At 71.1% G+C, this 14,394-nt stretch carries 13 protein-coding genes; 11 read left to right on the forward strand and 2 right to left on the reverse strand.

Features of this window, described 5'->3' with window-relative positions; translation table 11 throughout:
- Positions 1-2: 2 nt before the first annotated feature.
- From FGD68_RS15515 to rplL, 8 genes are all read left to right on the forward strand, one after another.
- Positions 3-128 (forward strand): hypothetical protein, encoded by a 126-nt coding sequence (locus FGD68_RS15515; RefSeq protein ID WP_012037540.1) that lies wholly within the window; start codon positions 3-5, stop codon positions 126-128.
- A 21-nt stretch (positions 129-149) separates the two neighbouring features.
- Positions 150-332 carry a hypothetical protein gene (locus FGD68_RS06340; protein WP_012037541.1) on the forward strand — a complete coding sequence of 61 codons (183 nt, stop codon included), beginning with the start codon at positions 150-152 and terminating at the stop codon, positions 330-332.
- 174 nt (positions 333-506) lie between these two features.
- On the forward strand, positions 507-3,017 hold the full coding sequence (locus tag FGD68_RS06345) for an ATP-dependent Clp protease ATP-binding subunit (protein ID WP_104236135.1): 2,511 nt from the start codon (positions 507-509) through the stop codon (positions 3,015-3,017).
- A 167-nt stretch (positions 3,018-3,184) separates the two neighbouring features.
- Complete coding sequence (locus tag FGD68_RS06350) at positions 3,185-4,072, forward strand: NAD-dependent epimerase/dehydratase family protein (RefSeq protein WP_119372791.1); 888 nt, start codon at positions 3,185-3,187, stop codon at positions 4,070-4,072.
- The gene (locus FGD68_RS06355; protein ID WP_119372792.1) at positions 4,069-5,046 is read left to right on the forward strand and encodes an aldo/keto reductase; all 978 of its coding nucleotides are present in this window, start codon (positions 4,069-4,071) and stop codon (positions 5,044-5,046) included. The genes FGD68_RS06350 and FGD68_RS06355 overlap by 4 nt, the downstream gene beginning before the upstream one ends.
- 113 nt (positions 5,047-5,159) lie before the next feature.
- Positions 5,160-6,659, forward strand: coding sequence for an MFS transporter (locus FGD68_RS06360; protein ID WP_237609923.1), 1,500 nt, complete (start codon positions 5,160-5,162; stop codon positions 6,657-6,659).
- 304 nt (positions 6,660-6,963) lie between these two features.
- On the forward strand, positions 6,964-7,479 hold the full coding sequence (rplJ, locus tag FGD68_RS06365) for a 50S ribosomal protein L10 (protein WP_012037545.1): 516 nt from the start codon (positions 6,964-6,966) through the stop codon (positions 7,477-7,479).
- 74 nt (positions 7,480-7,553) lie between these two features.
- Complete coding sequence (gene rplL, locus FGD68_RS06370) at positions 7,554-7,937, forward strand: 50S ribosomal protein L7/L12 (protein ID WP_104236138.1); 384 nt, start codon at positions 7,554-7,556, stop codon at positions 7,935-7,937.
- Positions 7,938-7,957: 20 nt separating this feature from the next.
- Here the strand turns inward: rplL and FGD68_RS06375 are convergent, their stop codons facing one another.
- Positions 7,958-9,667: a LuxR family transcriptional regulator gene (locus tag FGD68_RS06375; protein WP_119372793.1), complete on the reverse strand. Its 1,710-nt coding sequence runs from the start codon at positions 9,665-9,667 to the stop codon at positions 7,958-7,960.
- Between the two features lie 170 nt (positions 9,668-9,837).
- On the opposite strand from FGD68_RS06375, the gene FGD68_RS06380 reads away from it, so the two are divergent.
- Positions 9,838-10,287, forward strand: a complete 450-nt coding sequence (locus FGD68_RS06380) for a MarR family winged helix-turn-helix transcriptional regulator (protein WP_104236140.1) — start codon at positions 9,838-9,840, stop codon at positions 10,285-10,287.
- 68 nt (positions 10,288-10,355) lie between these two features.
- On the forward strand, positions 10,356-11,588 hold the full coding sequence (locus FGD68_RS06385) for an MFS transporter (protein ID WP_119372794.1): 1,233 nt from the start codon (positions 10,356-10,358) through the stop codon (positions 11,586-11,588).
- A 42-nt stretch (positions 11,589-11,630) separates the two neighbouring features.
- Here FGD68_RS06385 and FGD68_RS06390 read toward each other — a convergent pair whose 3' ends face one another.
- Positions 11,631-12,650: a LacI family DNA-binding transcriptional regulator gene (locus FGD68_RS06390; RefSeq protein ID WP_104236142.1), complete on the reverse strand. Its 1,020-nt coding sequence runs from the start codon at positions 12,648-12,650 to the stop codon at positions 11,631-11,633.
- A gap of 312 nt (positions 12,651-12,962) precedes the next feature.
- On the opposite strand from FGD68_RS06390, the gene FGD68_RS06395 reads away from it, so the two are divergent.
- Positions 12,963-14,327 (forward strand): ABC transporter substrate-binding protein, encoded by a 1,365-nt coding sequence (locus FGD68_RS06395; protein WP_119372763.1) that lies wholly within the window; start codon positions 12,963-12,965, stop codon positions 14,325-14,327.
- Positions 14,328-14,394 lie beyond the last annotated feature (67 nt).

Raw genomic sequence — 14,394 nt, forward strand, 5'->3', positions numbered from 1 at the left:
CCATGCCATTAGGCCCCGACGGCTCGAACCCGAAGAAGCCCACCACCGCGCGTTACGCCCTCTGGATCATCGTGGGCGGCATCGCCGTCGTCATGATCGGCCAGGGCGTCTACGGCATCCTCACCTAGAGCGCGGCGTATCCTTGCCGCATGGATGATTTCTGGGCGAGCGCGATCTGGTCGATCCTCCCCACCCTCGGCGTGGGCCTGATCTTCTGGTTCATCATGCGAGCGGTCATCCAGGCGGACAAGCAGGAGCGCAAGGCCTACGCCGCCATCGAGGCGAAGGAGCGCGCCCGCATGGGCGTCCCCGCGCCCGACGCGGACCGCTAGCGCCGACCGCCGGCGCCGACCGCCGACCCCGGCGCGCCCTCGCCGCGGACCCCGATCCGCCGCCTCGCGCATCGCGTCACGCCCACGGCGAACAGGGGCATGCACTCTCGGGACCCGTCGTTACTCTCTACATATCGGCGCCGGCCCCCTGCCCCGGTGCCCAGGGAGATACAGATGTTCGAGAGATTCACCGACCGCGCTCGTCGCGTCGTCGTCCTGGCCCAAGAAGAGGCCAAGATGCTCAACCACAACTACATCGGGACCGAGCACATCCTGCTCGGCCTCATCCACGAGGGCGAAGGCGTGGCCGCCAAGGCCCTGGAGTCGCTCGGCATCTCCCTCGATGCCGTCCGCGAACAGGTCCAGGACATCATCGGCCAGGGCCAGCAGCAGCCCACGGGACACATCCCGTTCACGCCGCGCGCGAAGAAGGTCCTGGAGCTGTCGCTCCGCGAGGCCCTCCAGCTCGGCCACAACTACATCGGCACCGAGCACATCCTCCTCGGCCTGATCCGCGAGGGCGAGGGCGTCGCCGCGCAGGTGCTCGTCAAGCTCGGCGCCGACCTCAACCGCGTGCGCCAGCAGGTCATCCAGCTCCTGTCCGGCTACCAGGGCAAGGAGGCGGTCGCCGTCGGCGGCGAGACGCAGCAGAGCCAGCAGGCGGGCTCCACGGTCCTCGACCAGTTCGGGCGCAACCTCACGCAGGCCGCGCGCGACGGCAAGCTCGACCCCGTCATCGGGCGCGAGAAGGAGATCGAGCGCGTGATGCAGATCCTGTCGCGCCGTTCCAAGAACAACCCCGTCCTCATCGGCGAGCCCGGCGTCGGCAAGACCGCCGTCGTCGAGGGCCTGGCGCAGGCCATCGTCAAGGGCGACGTCCCGGAGACGCTGAAGGACAAGCAGCTCTACACGCTCGACCTCGGCTCGCTCATCGCCGGATCCCGCTACCGCGGCGACTTCGAGGAGCGCCTCAAGAAGGTCACCAAGGAGATCCGCACGCGCGGCGACATCATCACCTTCATCGACGAGATCCACACGCTCGTCGGCGCGGGTGCCGCCGAGGGCGCGATCGACGCGGCGAGCATCCTCAAGCCGCTCCTCGCGCGCGGCGAGCTGCAGACCATCGGCGCCACCACGCTCGACGAGTACCGCAAGCACTTCGAGAAGGACGCGGCCCTCGAGCGCCGCTTCCAGCCCATCCAGGTGCAGGAGCCCTCGCTGCCCCACACCATCAACATCCTCAAGGGCCTGCGCGACCGGTACGAGGCGTTCCACAAGGTGTCCATCACCGATGGCGCCATCGTGTCGGCGGCGAACCTCGCCGACCGCTACATCGCGGACCGCTTCCTCCCGGACAAGGCCATCGACCTGATCGACGAGGCCGGCGCCCGCCTGCGCCTCTCGATCCTGTCGGCGCCGCCGGAGCTGCGCGAGTTCGACGAGCGCATCTCCACGGTCCGCGTGGCCAAGGAGACCGCCATCGAGGACCAGGACTTCGAGAAGGCCGCGAGCCTGCGCGACGAGGAGAAGAACCTCCTCGGCGAGCGCCTCCGCCTCGAGAAGCAGTGGCGCTCGGGCGACGTCCGCACCACCGCCGAGGTCGACGAGGGCCTGATCGCCGAGGTGCTGGCGCAGGCCACGGGCATCCCGGTGTTCAAGCTCACGGAGGAGGAGTCCTCGCGCCTCGTCTTCATGGAGAAGGCCCTGCACCAGAGGGTCATCGGCCAGGAGGAGGCCATCTCGGCCCTGTCCAAGACCATCCGCCGCACGCGCGCCGGGCTCAAGGACCCGCGTCGTCCCTCGGGATCGTTCATCTTCGCCGGCCCCACGGGCGTCGGCAAGACGGAGCTCGCGAAGGCCCTGGCGGAGTTCCTGTTCGACGACGAGGACGCCCTCATCTCGCTCGACATGAGCGAGTACGGCGAGAAGCACACCGTGAGCCGCCTCTTCGGCGCCCCTCCCGGGTTCGTCGGCTTCGAGGAGGGCGGCCAGCTCACCGAGAAGGTGCGCCGCAAGCCGTTCTCCGTCGTGCTCTTCGACGAGATCGAGAAGGCCCACCCGGACATCTTCAACTCGCTACTCCAGATCCTGGAGGAGGGGCGCCTGACGGATGGTCAGGGCCGCGTGGTCGACTTCAAGAACACGGTCATCATCATGACCACCAACCTCGGCACCAAGGACATCACGGGTGCCCCGGTCGGGTTCCAAGTCGAGAACAACGCCGCGAACTCCTACGAGCGCATGAAGGGCAAGGTCAGCGAGGAGCTGAAGAAGAACTTCAAGCCCGAGTTCCTCAACCGCGTGGACGACACCATCGTCTTCCCGCAGCTGTCGAAGCCCGAGCTGCTCCAGATCGTGGACCTGTTCGTCAAGCGCCTGTCGGACCGCATGATGGACCGCGATCTGACGATCACGCTCGAGACCGCCGCGAAGGAGCGCCTCATCGAGGTCGGCTTCGACCCGTCGCTCGGCGCCCGGCCCCTGCGCCGCGCCGTGCAGCACGAGATCGAGGACCGTCTCTCCGAGCGGATCCTGCAGGGCGAGCTCAACGCGGGCGACCACGTGCACGTCGACTACGTGGACGGCCAGTTCACGTTCGTCACGACGCAGCGCGAGGGCATCTCGGTCGCGGCCGGCATCGGCACCGGGACCGGGACGCCGGACCTCGCCATCACGAGCGAGTAGCGGTCGAGCTCAGCACGACACCGACGGCCCGTCGTCCCCGAGAGGGGCGGCGGGCCGTCGCCGTGCCAGCGGGCTGCTGCGGGTGTCCTCCATGTGGCTGTCGCCTCCCCGGGCCGCAGGCCAGGATGGGATGCGGGCGGAACCGCCCACGAAGGAGATGCTCGCTGATGAGAATTGCCGTCACCGGAGGCTCGGGGAAGCTCGGCCGCCACGTAGTGGCCGACCTGCGCGCCCACGGACACGAAGTCACCAACATCGACCAGGTGGGGGAGCGCGGATCCGGCTACGTCCGCGTCGACACCACCGACTACGGGCAGGTGATCGACGCCCTCTTCGGCGTCCAGGACCTGCACGAAGGCTTCGACGCCGTCGTGCACCTCGCCGCCATCCCGGCCCCCGCGATCCTGAGCGACGTGGCCACGTTCCACAACAACATGCTCACGAGCTTCAACGTCTTCCAGGCCGCGCGGCGGGCGGGCATCACGAAGATCGTCTACGCGTCCAGCGAGACCGTGCTCGGCCTCCCGTTCGACGTCCCGCCGCCGTACATCCCGGTCGACGAGGAGTACCCGGCCCAGCCGAACAGCACCTACTCGCTCGTCAAGCACCTCGAGGAGCAGATGGCGATCGAGCTGTGCCGTTGGGATCCCGAGCTCCAGGTCACCGCGCTCCGCTTCTCCAACGTCATGGACGTCGACGACTACGAGGAGTTCCCCGGCTTCGACGACGACGTGCTCGCGCGCAAGTGGAACCTGTGGGGCTACATCGACGGCCGTGACGGCGCGCAGGCGGTCCGCAAGGCGCTCGAGCACGACGGGACCGGATTCGACCGCTTCATCGTCGCGAACGCCGACACCGTGATGAGCCGCTCCAGCGCCGGGCTCGCGGCCGAGGTCTTCCCCGGCGTCGAGGTCACCAAGGAGCTGGGCGAGCACGAGACGCTGCTGTCCATCGACAAGGCCCGCCGGATCCTCGGCTACGAGCCCGAGCACACCTGGCGCGACCACGCCCCGGCCACCACCGGCGACGACCCGGTCGCGGGGCACCCGTCGTGAGGTACGTGAAGCTGGGCAGCACGGGCACCGAGGTCTCGGCCATCGCGCTCGGCTGCATGAGCTACGGCGAGCCGACGCGCGGCAACCACGCGTGGACGCTCTCGGAGGAGGACTCGATCCCGCTCATCCGCCGCGCGGTCGAGCTCGGGATCACGTTCTTCGACACCGCGAACGTGTACTCGGACGGCTCGAGCGAGGAGATCACGGGTCGCGCGCTGAAGGCCATGACGAAGCGGGAGGAGATCGTGGTCGCCACCAAGGTGCACGGCGCCATGGGGGAGGGACCGAACTCGCGCGGGCTGTCGCGGAAGCACATCATGTGGCAGATCGACGAGAGCCTCCGGCGGCTCGGGACGGACTACGTGGACCTCTACCAGATCCACCGCTTCGACCCGGCGACGCCGCTCGAGGAGACGCTCGAGGCGCTCGACGACATCGTGCGCGCCGGCAAGGTGCGCTACCTCGGCGCCTCGTCGATGGACGCGTGGCGGTTCTCGAAGGCGCTGCACCTGCAGCGGGCCCGTGGCTGGGCGCGCTTCGTCACGATGCAGGACCACTACAACCTCGTGAACCGCGAGGAGGAGCGCGAGATGCTGCCCCTCTGCGCGGACGAGGGCGTGGGATCCCTGCCGTGGAGCCCGCTCGCCCGCGGTCGCCTCACGCGCGACTGGGACGCGACGACCGACCGGAGCGAGACGGACGAGTTCGGGAAGACGCTCTACGCGGCCCAGGAGGACTCGGATCGCCGGGTCGCGGCCGCGGTCGCCGAGGTGGCCGGGGCCCGCGGGGTGCCCCGCGCGCAGGTCGCGCTGGCCTGGGTGTCGCGGAACCCCGTCGTCACCGCGCCCATCGTGGGCGGGACGAAGGTCGCGCACATCGAGGACGCGGTCGCGTCGCTGGACCTCGAGCTCACGGCCGACGAGGTGTCCCTGCTCGAGGAGCACTACGTGCCCCACGCGGTCGTCGGGTACTGAGAAGCTGTCCGGGCGGTCCGCGAGGGCAGCCCGGACCGCCTCCCGCCGCCCCTGGGCGTCCCGCGCCGCCGGGAGTAGCGTCACCGTCACACCACGACGGCGAGGGGATCGACATGACCGGCGACGGGCTCTCCACCATCCGGACCGACATCCCCGCCCGGATGGACCGGCTTCCCTGGGCACGGTGGCACTGGCTCATCGTGGTGGGGCTCGGCACCGTCTGGATCCTCGACGGGCTCGAGGTCACGATCATCGGCGCCATCGGCAGCCGGTTGACCGACCCGGAGGCGGGACTCGGCCTCTCGCCCTCGGACATCGGCCTCGCCGCCGCGATCTACGTCGCCGGCGCGTGCGTGGGCTCGCTCTTCTTCGGCTACCTCACCGACCGCTTCGGGCGGAAGAAGCTGTTCATCGCCACGCTCGGCCTGTACCTGCTCGCCACGGTCGCCACGGCATTCTCGTTCAATCCCGTGTTCTTCTTCGTGTGCCGCTTCTTCACAGGCGCCGGCATCGGCGGCGAGTACGCGGCCATCAACTCCGCCATCGACGAGCTGATCCCCGCGCGGCGCCGCGGCATGGTCGACCTCGCCATCAACGGCTCGTACTGGCTGGGCGCCGCCTTCGGCGCCGTCATATCGGTGCTGCTGCTCAACGAGTCCTTCCTCGCCGCCGACGTCGGCTGGCGCGTGGCCTTCGGGCTCGGCGCCGTCCTCGGCGTGGTGATCCTGCTGGTGCGCCGGAACGTCCCCGAGTCCCCGCGCTGGATGTTCATCCACGGGAAGGACGAGGAGGCGGAGCGCCTCGTGCGGGAGATCGAGTCCACCATCGAGGAGGAGACCGGCTCGCGCCTCGACCCGACGGACCCGGACGCGGACTTCCTGGAGATCCGCCAGCGCCGGAGCATCGGCTTCGGCGAGATCGCACGGGTCGCCGTCACGCGGTACCCGAAGCGGTTCGTCCTCGGGCTGTCGCTGTTCACCGGCCAGGCGTTCCTCTACAACGCCGTCTTCTTCACGTACTCGCTCGTGCTCAGCCAGCTGCTCGACGTGCCCGACGACGTCGTCCCGTGGGCGCTCGTCCCGATCGCGCTCGGCAACTTCGCCGGGCCGCTGACCCTCGGCCGCCTCTTCGACAGCGTCGGCCGGAAGGTCATGATCTCGATCTCCTACATCGGATCGGGCGTGCTCCTCGTCGTGACGGCGCTCCTGTTCCGGGCGGAGGTGCTGGACCCCGTCTCCCTGACGGCGTGCTGGGTCGTCGTCTTCTTCCTGGCGTCGTGCGGCGCGAGCGCCGCCTACCTCACGGTGAGCGAGATCTTCCCCATGGAGACGCGGGCCATGGCCATCGCCTTCTTCTACGCGCTCGGCACGGGCCTCGGCGGGATCGTCGGTCCGCTCCTGTTCGGACGGCTGGTGGAGGACAGCGTCGGCGCGGTCGCGAACGGCTACCTGATCGGCGCGGGGCTGATGATCGGCGCCGGACTCGTCGAGGTCGCCCTCGGCGTCGAGGCGGCCGGACGTTCACTGGAGGACATCGCGGCACCGCTCAGTGCCACGGAGGAGGGCGGGAGCGGCCGGGCGCCGTCCGACGCCGGGCGATCGGGGCGGGCCTGACCCCTGCGGCCCGAACCGCGTCCTCGGCCCGAGTTGCGCGGGAGCCGCCGACCCCCTACTCTGAACGAAGCCACAGACCGCTGGTCGTCGGCGTGCCTCCCAGAGGGGATGCGCCGGACGAAGGTTCACTCAGGTGAAGGCCCGCGCAGGTGATCGAAGCACGATGCAGCGCATGCCCTGAGGGCCTGCGCGACACTCCCGCTCCGGCCTCCTGTGCCGGAGCGTTTCTCATGTGTGCAGCCGGGGGCTGCCAGCACCTCGCACCGCTTCCGCGGTGTCGGGGAACCACGTGATAAGGAGTGCCATGGCGAACAAGGAAGCCTCGGTCGCCGAGCTCGCGGAGAAGTTCCGCAGCTCGAACGCCGTACTGCTCACCGAGTACCGCGGTCTCACCGTTGCCCAGCTCAAGCAGCTGCGGAAGAGCATCAGTGCAGACGCGACCTACGCCGTGGTGAAGAACACGCTGACCAAGATCGCGGCGAACCAGGCGGGGATCTCGTCGTTCGACGACGAGCTCGTCGGCCCGTCCGCGATCGCGTTCGTGCACGGCGACACCGTCGCCGTCGCGAAGGCGCTGCGCACCTTCACCAAGGCCAACCCTCTTCTCGTCGTGAAGGGCGGTTACTTCGACGGCAACCCCCTGACGGCGGACGAGGTGAACAAGCTCGCCGACCTCGAGTCGCGGGAGGTGCTGCTGGGCAAGCTCGCCGGCGCCTTCAAGGCCTCGCTCTTCGGCGCGGCGTACCTGTTCAACGCACCGCTCTCGCAGGCCGTACGCACCGTCGAGGCGCTGCGCGAGAAGCAGGAATCGGCTCAGTAGCACCCCTCGGGTCCCATCCCCGGGGCGCGATGCACTGATCCACGAGACACCACACCAACCCAAGGAGATACACAATGGCAAAGCTCTCTAACGACGAGCTCATCGAGGCCTTCAAGGAGCTCACGCTCATCGAGCTCAGCGACTTCGTCAAGAAGTTCGAGGAGGTCTTCGAGGTCACCGCCGCGGCCCCCGTCGCCGCTGCCGCCGCCGCCGGCGCCGCTGCCCCCGCCGAGGAGGTCGAGGAGAAGACCGCGTTCGACGTCATCCTCGAGGCCGCCGGCGACAAGAAGATCCAGGTCATCAAGGAGGTGCGCGCCCTCACCAGCCTCGGCCTCGGTGAGGCGAAGGCCCTCGTTGACGGAGCCCCCAAGGCCGTCCTGGAGGGCGCCAACAAGGAGGCCGCCGACAAGGCGAAGGCCCAGCTCGAGGCCGCGGGCGCGACGGTCACCGTCAAGTAGCTCGCAGCACAGCACAGCGCTCAGGGCGCCGATCCCCCCTCAGGGGGTCGGCGCCCTGCGTCGTCCCCGGCGGCGATCGGCGGGACGCCGGGACGCCACGGCGTGGGTAAGGCGGTGGCGTCCGGGCGCAGGTCGTGCCCCAGCGCTCGCGCCCGGTCGACGGCCTCGGCGCGCGACGACGCGTCGAGCTTCCGATAGGCGCTGCGCACGTGCGACTTCACCGTGTTCGGCGAGATGAAGAGGCGACCCGCGATCTGCGCGACGGTCAGCCGCTCCGCGAGGCACGCGACGATGACGCGCTCGCGCTCGGTCAGCGTCTCGATGCGCACCGGCTCGGCGACGCCGCGGTCGGCGCGCACGCCCTCCAGCATGCGTCGCACGTCGGCCGGCTGCTCGCGCTCCAGCGCCCGGTCGAGCAGCGCCGACGACGCGGCCGCCGGGAACACCGCGAACGGCCGGAGGATCCCGGTCGTCGTCGCGTACCGCGCCGCCCGGTCGTAGGCGTGGTCGCTGCGGGCCTGGTCGCCGAGCCCGCTGTGCGCGGCGGCGACGACGAGCAGCACGTCGGCGAGGGTGCGCCCCGAGTGCGCGTCGCCGAGCGCGAGGCAGTCGGCCATCTCCGTGAGGGCCCCCTGGTGGTCGTCGGCGAGCACGCGCAGCCGGCCGGCGACCATGGCCGGGCACGTGGAGTGGTGCTCGGTCGGCGCGAGGGTCCGGACGAGGTCCCACGCGGCGCCGGTCTGGCCCAGGTGCGCGAGCAGGGATGCCCGCAGCGAGTCGGCCATGATCGGCACGGGACCGTGCTCCTGCCACGCCGTACCGAGGTTGTGCAGGCGGCGCAGATGCTCGAGCGCCTCCAGGCGGAGGCCGTGGATGGCGGCGACCGTCGCCTCGGCGTAGCGGCCGAGCAGCTCCCAGTCGGTGCCCGTGCAGGCGGGTCGGAGGTCGTCGAGGTGCGTACGGGCGTCGTCCCGGCGGGTCGCGTCGACGGCGATGAGCGTGGCCGCGATCTCCGCCGGGGCGCGGAAGCCGCTCCGCGCGAGCTCCGGCCCGGAGCCCGCATCCGCGAGCAGGGCGCGCGCGCGGTCCACGAGCTCCCGCGCCTCGTCGAGCTCGCCCAGGCAGTAGGCGACGTACGCCAGGGCACCGCAGCACTCGAGCCGGTCGGCGCGCACGAGGTGGCGCTCCGCGAGCCCCTGCGCGATGCGCAGCTCGTCGCGCGCGGAGGTGAACGCGCCGACGTGGACGAGCACCAGGCCGCCCTGGAGCGCGACCGCGGCTTGCAGGCTGATCCGCACGCTCAGGGGCATGTCGCGCTCCGTGTCGAGGAGCTCGCGCGCCTCCGCGAGCGATGCCCGGGCCTCCGTGAGCCGCCCGACCCGCCGGTCTCCCGCGGCTCGGTGCACGAGGACGGCGGCGCGCACGAGCGGGGCGGGTGGCGGGTCGGCGGTGAGCAGAAGGTCGACGGCCGAGCGGTAGGGGAGCGACGCCCGCCGGTCGTGCGCCGAGGTGCCGCGATAGGAGGCGGCGAGCCCGGCGACGAGCCAGGCGTCGTCCTCCCAGGCGGACGCGGCCACGCGGTCGTAGAGCGCGCGGATGCGATGCGGGTGCAGATCGACGTGGTGCGGCCAGGCCGCGGCGATGGCCTGCGCCGCCGCGGTCGCGTCCCCGCGCGCGAGGGCCTCGTCCACGTCGCGCTGCAGGTCGTCGACGGTCGGGCTGTCGGCCATCGCACCTCCTCGCGCCGCCCGGAGCGCCCCGGCCGGGATGGCTCCACGCTAGGCCGCTCGCGGTCGCCGCACGCGAGCCGGGCCGTGCGCGTATCCGCTCCCTGCCCCCCAGCTCGGGGGCCGCGCGTACCCCGGTCGACATATCCATAGCTGAGCTATATGATTGGCCCATGACCGATCCCGACCTTCGCGCCCTCCTCGGCGACCTGGTGACCGCCGGGCACCGGCTCACCCGCCTCGCCGCGCACGAGGTCGGCGGCACGAGCTCGCCCGCCGTCTGGCGCACCCTCTCGGTGCTCGTGACGTGGCCGGGCGGGATGCGCCTCGGCGTGCTCGCCGAGCGGAGCCGCGTCTCGCAGCCCACGACCACCAAGATCGTGCGCTCGCTCGTCGGGCAGGGCTGGATCGCGCAGGTGGCCGACCCGTCCGATGCGCGCGCGACCCTGCTCGAGATCACCCCGGCCGGCCGCGCCGCGCTCGACGACTGGCGCGACCGCCTCGCCACCGCGCTCGTGCCGCGCTTCGCCGACCTCCCGGCCGCCGACGTGGCCGCGCTCGCGCGCGCCGTCGAGGTGGTCCTGGCGCGAGTCGACGGCGCTCACGTGCCTCCGGGCGACTGACCGCCGGCACCGCACGACCCATCCGCACCCATCCATCCGCACCGATCCCAGGAGGCGACACCGCACCCGTGTCCACCCAGCCGCATGCGTCGTTCCGCGACATCTTCCGCCAGCCCCGCTCCGTCTTCGCCGTCGCCTTCGCGTGCGTCATCGCGTTCATGGGCATCGGGCTCGTCGACCCGATCCTCCCCGCCATCGCCTCGAGCCTCGACGCCACCGCCACCGAGACCGAGCTCCTGTTCACGAGCTACCTGCTCGTCACCGGCCTCGCCATGCTCATCACCAGCTGGATCTCCAGCCGCATCGGCGCCAAGCGCACCCTCCTCATCGGGCTGGCGATCATCGTGGTCTTCGCCGCTGCGGCCGGGCTCTCTCAGGACGTGGAGCAGGTCATCGGCTTCCGCGCCGGCTGGGGGCTCGGCAACGCGCTCTTCATCTCCACGGCCCTCGCGACCATCGTCGGATCCGCGTCCGGCGGCACCGCGTCCGCGATCATGCTCTACGAGGCGGCGCTCGGCCTCGGCATCGCGGTCGGCCCGCTGCTCGGCGGCCTCCTCGGCAGCTGGAGCTGGCGGGGCCCGTTCTTCGGCACGGCGACGCTCATGGCGGTCGGCTTCGTCGCGATCCTCGCCCTCCTCGGCAAGGACGACGCGCCCCGCGCGCCCATGCGCCTCTCGGCTCCGCTGCGCGCGCTCCGCACCCCGGCCCTCGCGGTGCTCGCCGCGGCCGCGCTGTTCTACAACATCGGCTTCTTCGTGCTGCTCGCCTACACCCCGTTCCCGCTGGGCTTCGACGCCATCGGCCTCGGACTCACGTTCTTCGGCTGGGGAGTCGGGCTCGCGATCACGTCGGTGCTCGTGGCGCCGCTCCTCACCCGGCGGATGGCGCGCACCTCCGTCCTCCGGCTCGTGCTCCCGCTGCTCGCCGTCGACCTCGCTGCCGCCGGGCTCGTGGTCCGCTCCTCGATCGGCCTGGTGGTCTGCGTGATCGTCGGCGGGCTCCTCCTCGGTGTCCTCAACACCGTGCTCACCGAGTGCGTGATGGAGGCCACGGACCACCCGCGCAGCGTCGCGTCCTCCGCGTACTCGTCCGTGCGGTTCCTCGGCGGCGCCATCGCCCCGCCCGCGGCGACCGAGCTCGCGGAGCTCTTCTCGGACGCGACGCCGTACTACGCCGCAGCCGGATCCGTCCTCGTCGCCCTCGTGATCGTGGTGGCCGGCCACCGGTGGCTGCGCCGCGTCGACGAGGCGCCGGTCGATGCCCTGGACGAGGCGCAGGCCGTCACCGCCGGCGACGCCTGACGCACGGCCCGCGCATCCCGCCGCCCCCGATCCCGCCCGCCCTCACGGCGCAGGCGGGGCCGGGGGCGCTGTCGTGCTGGTGCGCGCTTGGAAGTCGACGGGCACCGTCACGGTGCGATCCGCGGCGCCCTCCGCCGCGAGCCCCTCGAACACCAGGCCCACGGCGGCCCGCCCCTGCAGCCGCGGGTGCTGCTCGACCGTCGTGAGCCCGAACAGCGGCGCGAGCGCGTGCCCGTCGATACCGGCGACCGAGAGCTCCGCGGGAACGGCGATGCCCAGCTGCCGGGCCGCGAGGATCGTCCCGATGGCGATCTCGTCGGATGCGGCGAAGATCGCCGTCGGCCGCGTGCGCGGATCGGCGAGCAGCGCCATGGCCGAGCGGAAGCCGCCGTCGATCGTGAACTCGGCCGTGGCGAACCGCGCCTCGAGCCCGCGCGGATCCGCGTCGATCGCGGCCCGGTAGCCCGCGAGCCGCTTCGCGTGCACGAAGAACGCCATCTGCGCGTGCAGGTCGCCGCCGAGGTGCACGACGCGCGCGTGCCCGAGGCTCAGGAGGTGCTCGGTGGCCAGGCGCGCCGCGGCCTCGTCGTCGATGCTCAGGGTGCTCATGCCCTCGACCGGCCCGCCGATCCCGACGAGCGGCTTGTCGAGCGCGCGCAGCCGCACGACCTCCGCGGGCGTGAGCGCGACGCTCACGGCGATGACCGCGTCCACGCGCTTCCGCACCAGGAAGTACTCGAAGACCTTCCGGCGCTGCTCGGGATCAGCGGTGAGGCGGTACAGCGTGAGGTCGTGGTCGGCCTCGATGAGCGCCTCCTCGATCCCCTCGAGCAGCTCCGCGAAGAACCAGCGGTTGATGAAGGGCATGACGACGCCCACGTTCTTCGACCGGCCGGTGACGAGGCTCGACGCGTTCGAGGAGACGACGTAGCCGATCTGCGCCGCGGCCTCGGAGACGCGGGCGCGCGTCGCGGGGGAGACGTAGCCGCGGCCGCTGAGCGCGCGCGAGGCGGTGGCCTTGGAGACCCCGGCGAGCCGGGCGACGTCGGCGATGGCGCTCATCGCGCTCCCTCCATCGGGACCCGCGGCGCCTCGTCGCGCCGGACGCGCGCACTGGAAGCGGTTCCAGGATGCGCGGGGGCCGAGTCCGATGATGGACCATCCGCGGCGCGCGCGCCCACGCCGACGCCACGAGGTAGACCGTTTCGTTACCTGAGCGACCTTGCCGTCACCTGCGAGCTCCCCTACGTTGACCTGTGGAACCGGTTCCCCATATGGCGAAAAGGTTTTCAGGCGACGGCGCCTCACCCGCCGACGCGCGCATGACAGGACGGCGGGGCAGACCCGCATCCACTCGATGAAGAGGAGACGCACATGGGCCACGCCCTATTCCGACGTCGCTTCGCGGCACCCCTCGCAGCGGTCGGCATCGCCGGCCTCGCGCTCACGGGCTGCACGGGCGACATCGCGGCCGAGGACGCCGCGGACACCGACTGCTCGCCGTACTCGTCGTACGGCACGTTCGACGGCAGCCCCGAGGTCAGCATCGGCGGCACCATCCAGGACGACGAGGCCGACCGCCTCGTCGAGTCGTGGAAGGACTTCGAGACCTGCACGGGCATCACCGTGAACTACCAGGGCACCAAGGAGTTCGAGGCGCAGATCGCGGTGCTCGCCGAGGGCCAGTCGGCACCCGACATCGGCATCATCCCGCAGCCGGGCCTCTTCAACGTGCTCGCCACGAAGGGCTTCCTGCAGCCCGCCCCCGCGGCGGTCGAGGAGAACGTCGACAAGAACTGGTCCACCGACTGGAAGGGCTACGGCACCGTCGACGGCACCTTCTACGGCGCGCCGCTGATGGCGAGCGTCAAGGGCTACGTCTGGTACTCGCCGGCGGAGTTCGAGGAGAAGGGCTACGAGATCCCCAAGTCCACCGCCCAGCTCATGGACCTCACCAAGAAGATCGCCGCCGAGGGCGACCACAAGCCCTGGTGCGTCGGCATCGGCTCCGGCGACGCCACCGGCTGGCCGGGCACCGACTGGGTCGAGAGCTTCGTCATCCGCCAGGCCGGCGCCGAGACCTACGACAAGTGGGTCACGCACCAGATCCCGTTCAACGACCCGGCCATCGTGCAGGCGTTCGACGCGGTCGGGGACATCATCAAGAACCCGGACTACGTCAACGGCGGCCTGGGCGACGTCTCGTCGATCATCTCCACGGAGTTCGGCGACGCCGGCCTCCCGATCCTGGACGGCGAGTGCTCGCTGCACCACCAGGCCTCGTTCTACGAGGGCTTCTGGAAGAAGGCCGACGGCACCGACGCCAAGGTCTCGCCCGACGGCGACGTCTACGCGTTCCTCCTGCCGCCCACGAACGAGGGCGACGCGACGAGCGTCACCGGCGGCGGCGAGCTCGTCGGCGCATTCAAGACGAGCGACGAGATCACCGCGGTGCTCTCCTACCTCTCGAGCGACACCTGGGCGAACAACCGCGTGAGCCTCGGGGGCGTCATCAGCGCGAACAAGGGGCTCGACCCCGCGAACGCGTCGAGCGACATCCTGAAGCAGAGCATCGAGATCCTGCAGGACCCGAACGCGACGTTCCGCTTCGACGGCTCGGACCTCATGCCCGGCGCGGTCGGCACCGACTCCTTCTGGAAGGGGATCGTCGGCTGGCTGAGCGGCGACTCGACCCAGAAGACGGTCGACGCCATCGAGTCGAGCTGGCCCGCGTCCTGATCGACGCCGGCTGATCGACGCCGGCTGATCCACCGTCGGCCCTGATCGGGCCGGCACCGGCTCCCGC

The organism is Clavibacter californiensis, assembly GCF_021952865.1.
Classification (GTDB): domain Bacteria; phylum Actinomycetota; class Actinomycetes; order Actinomycetales; family Microbacteriaceae; genus Clavibacter; species Clavibacter californiensis.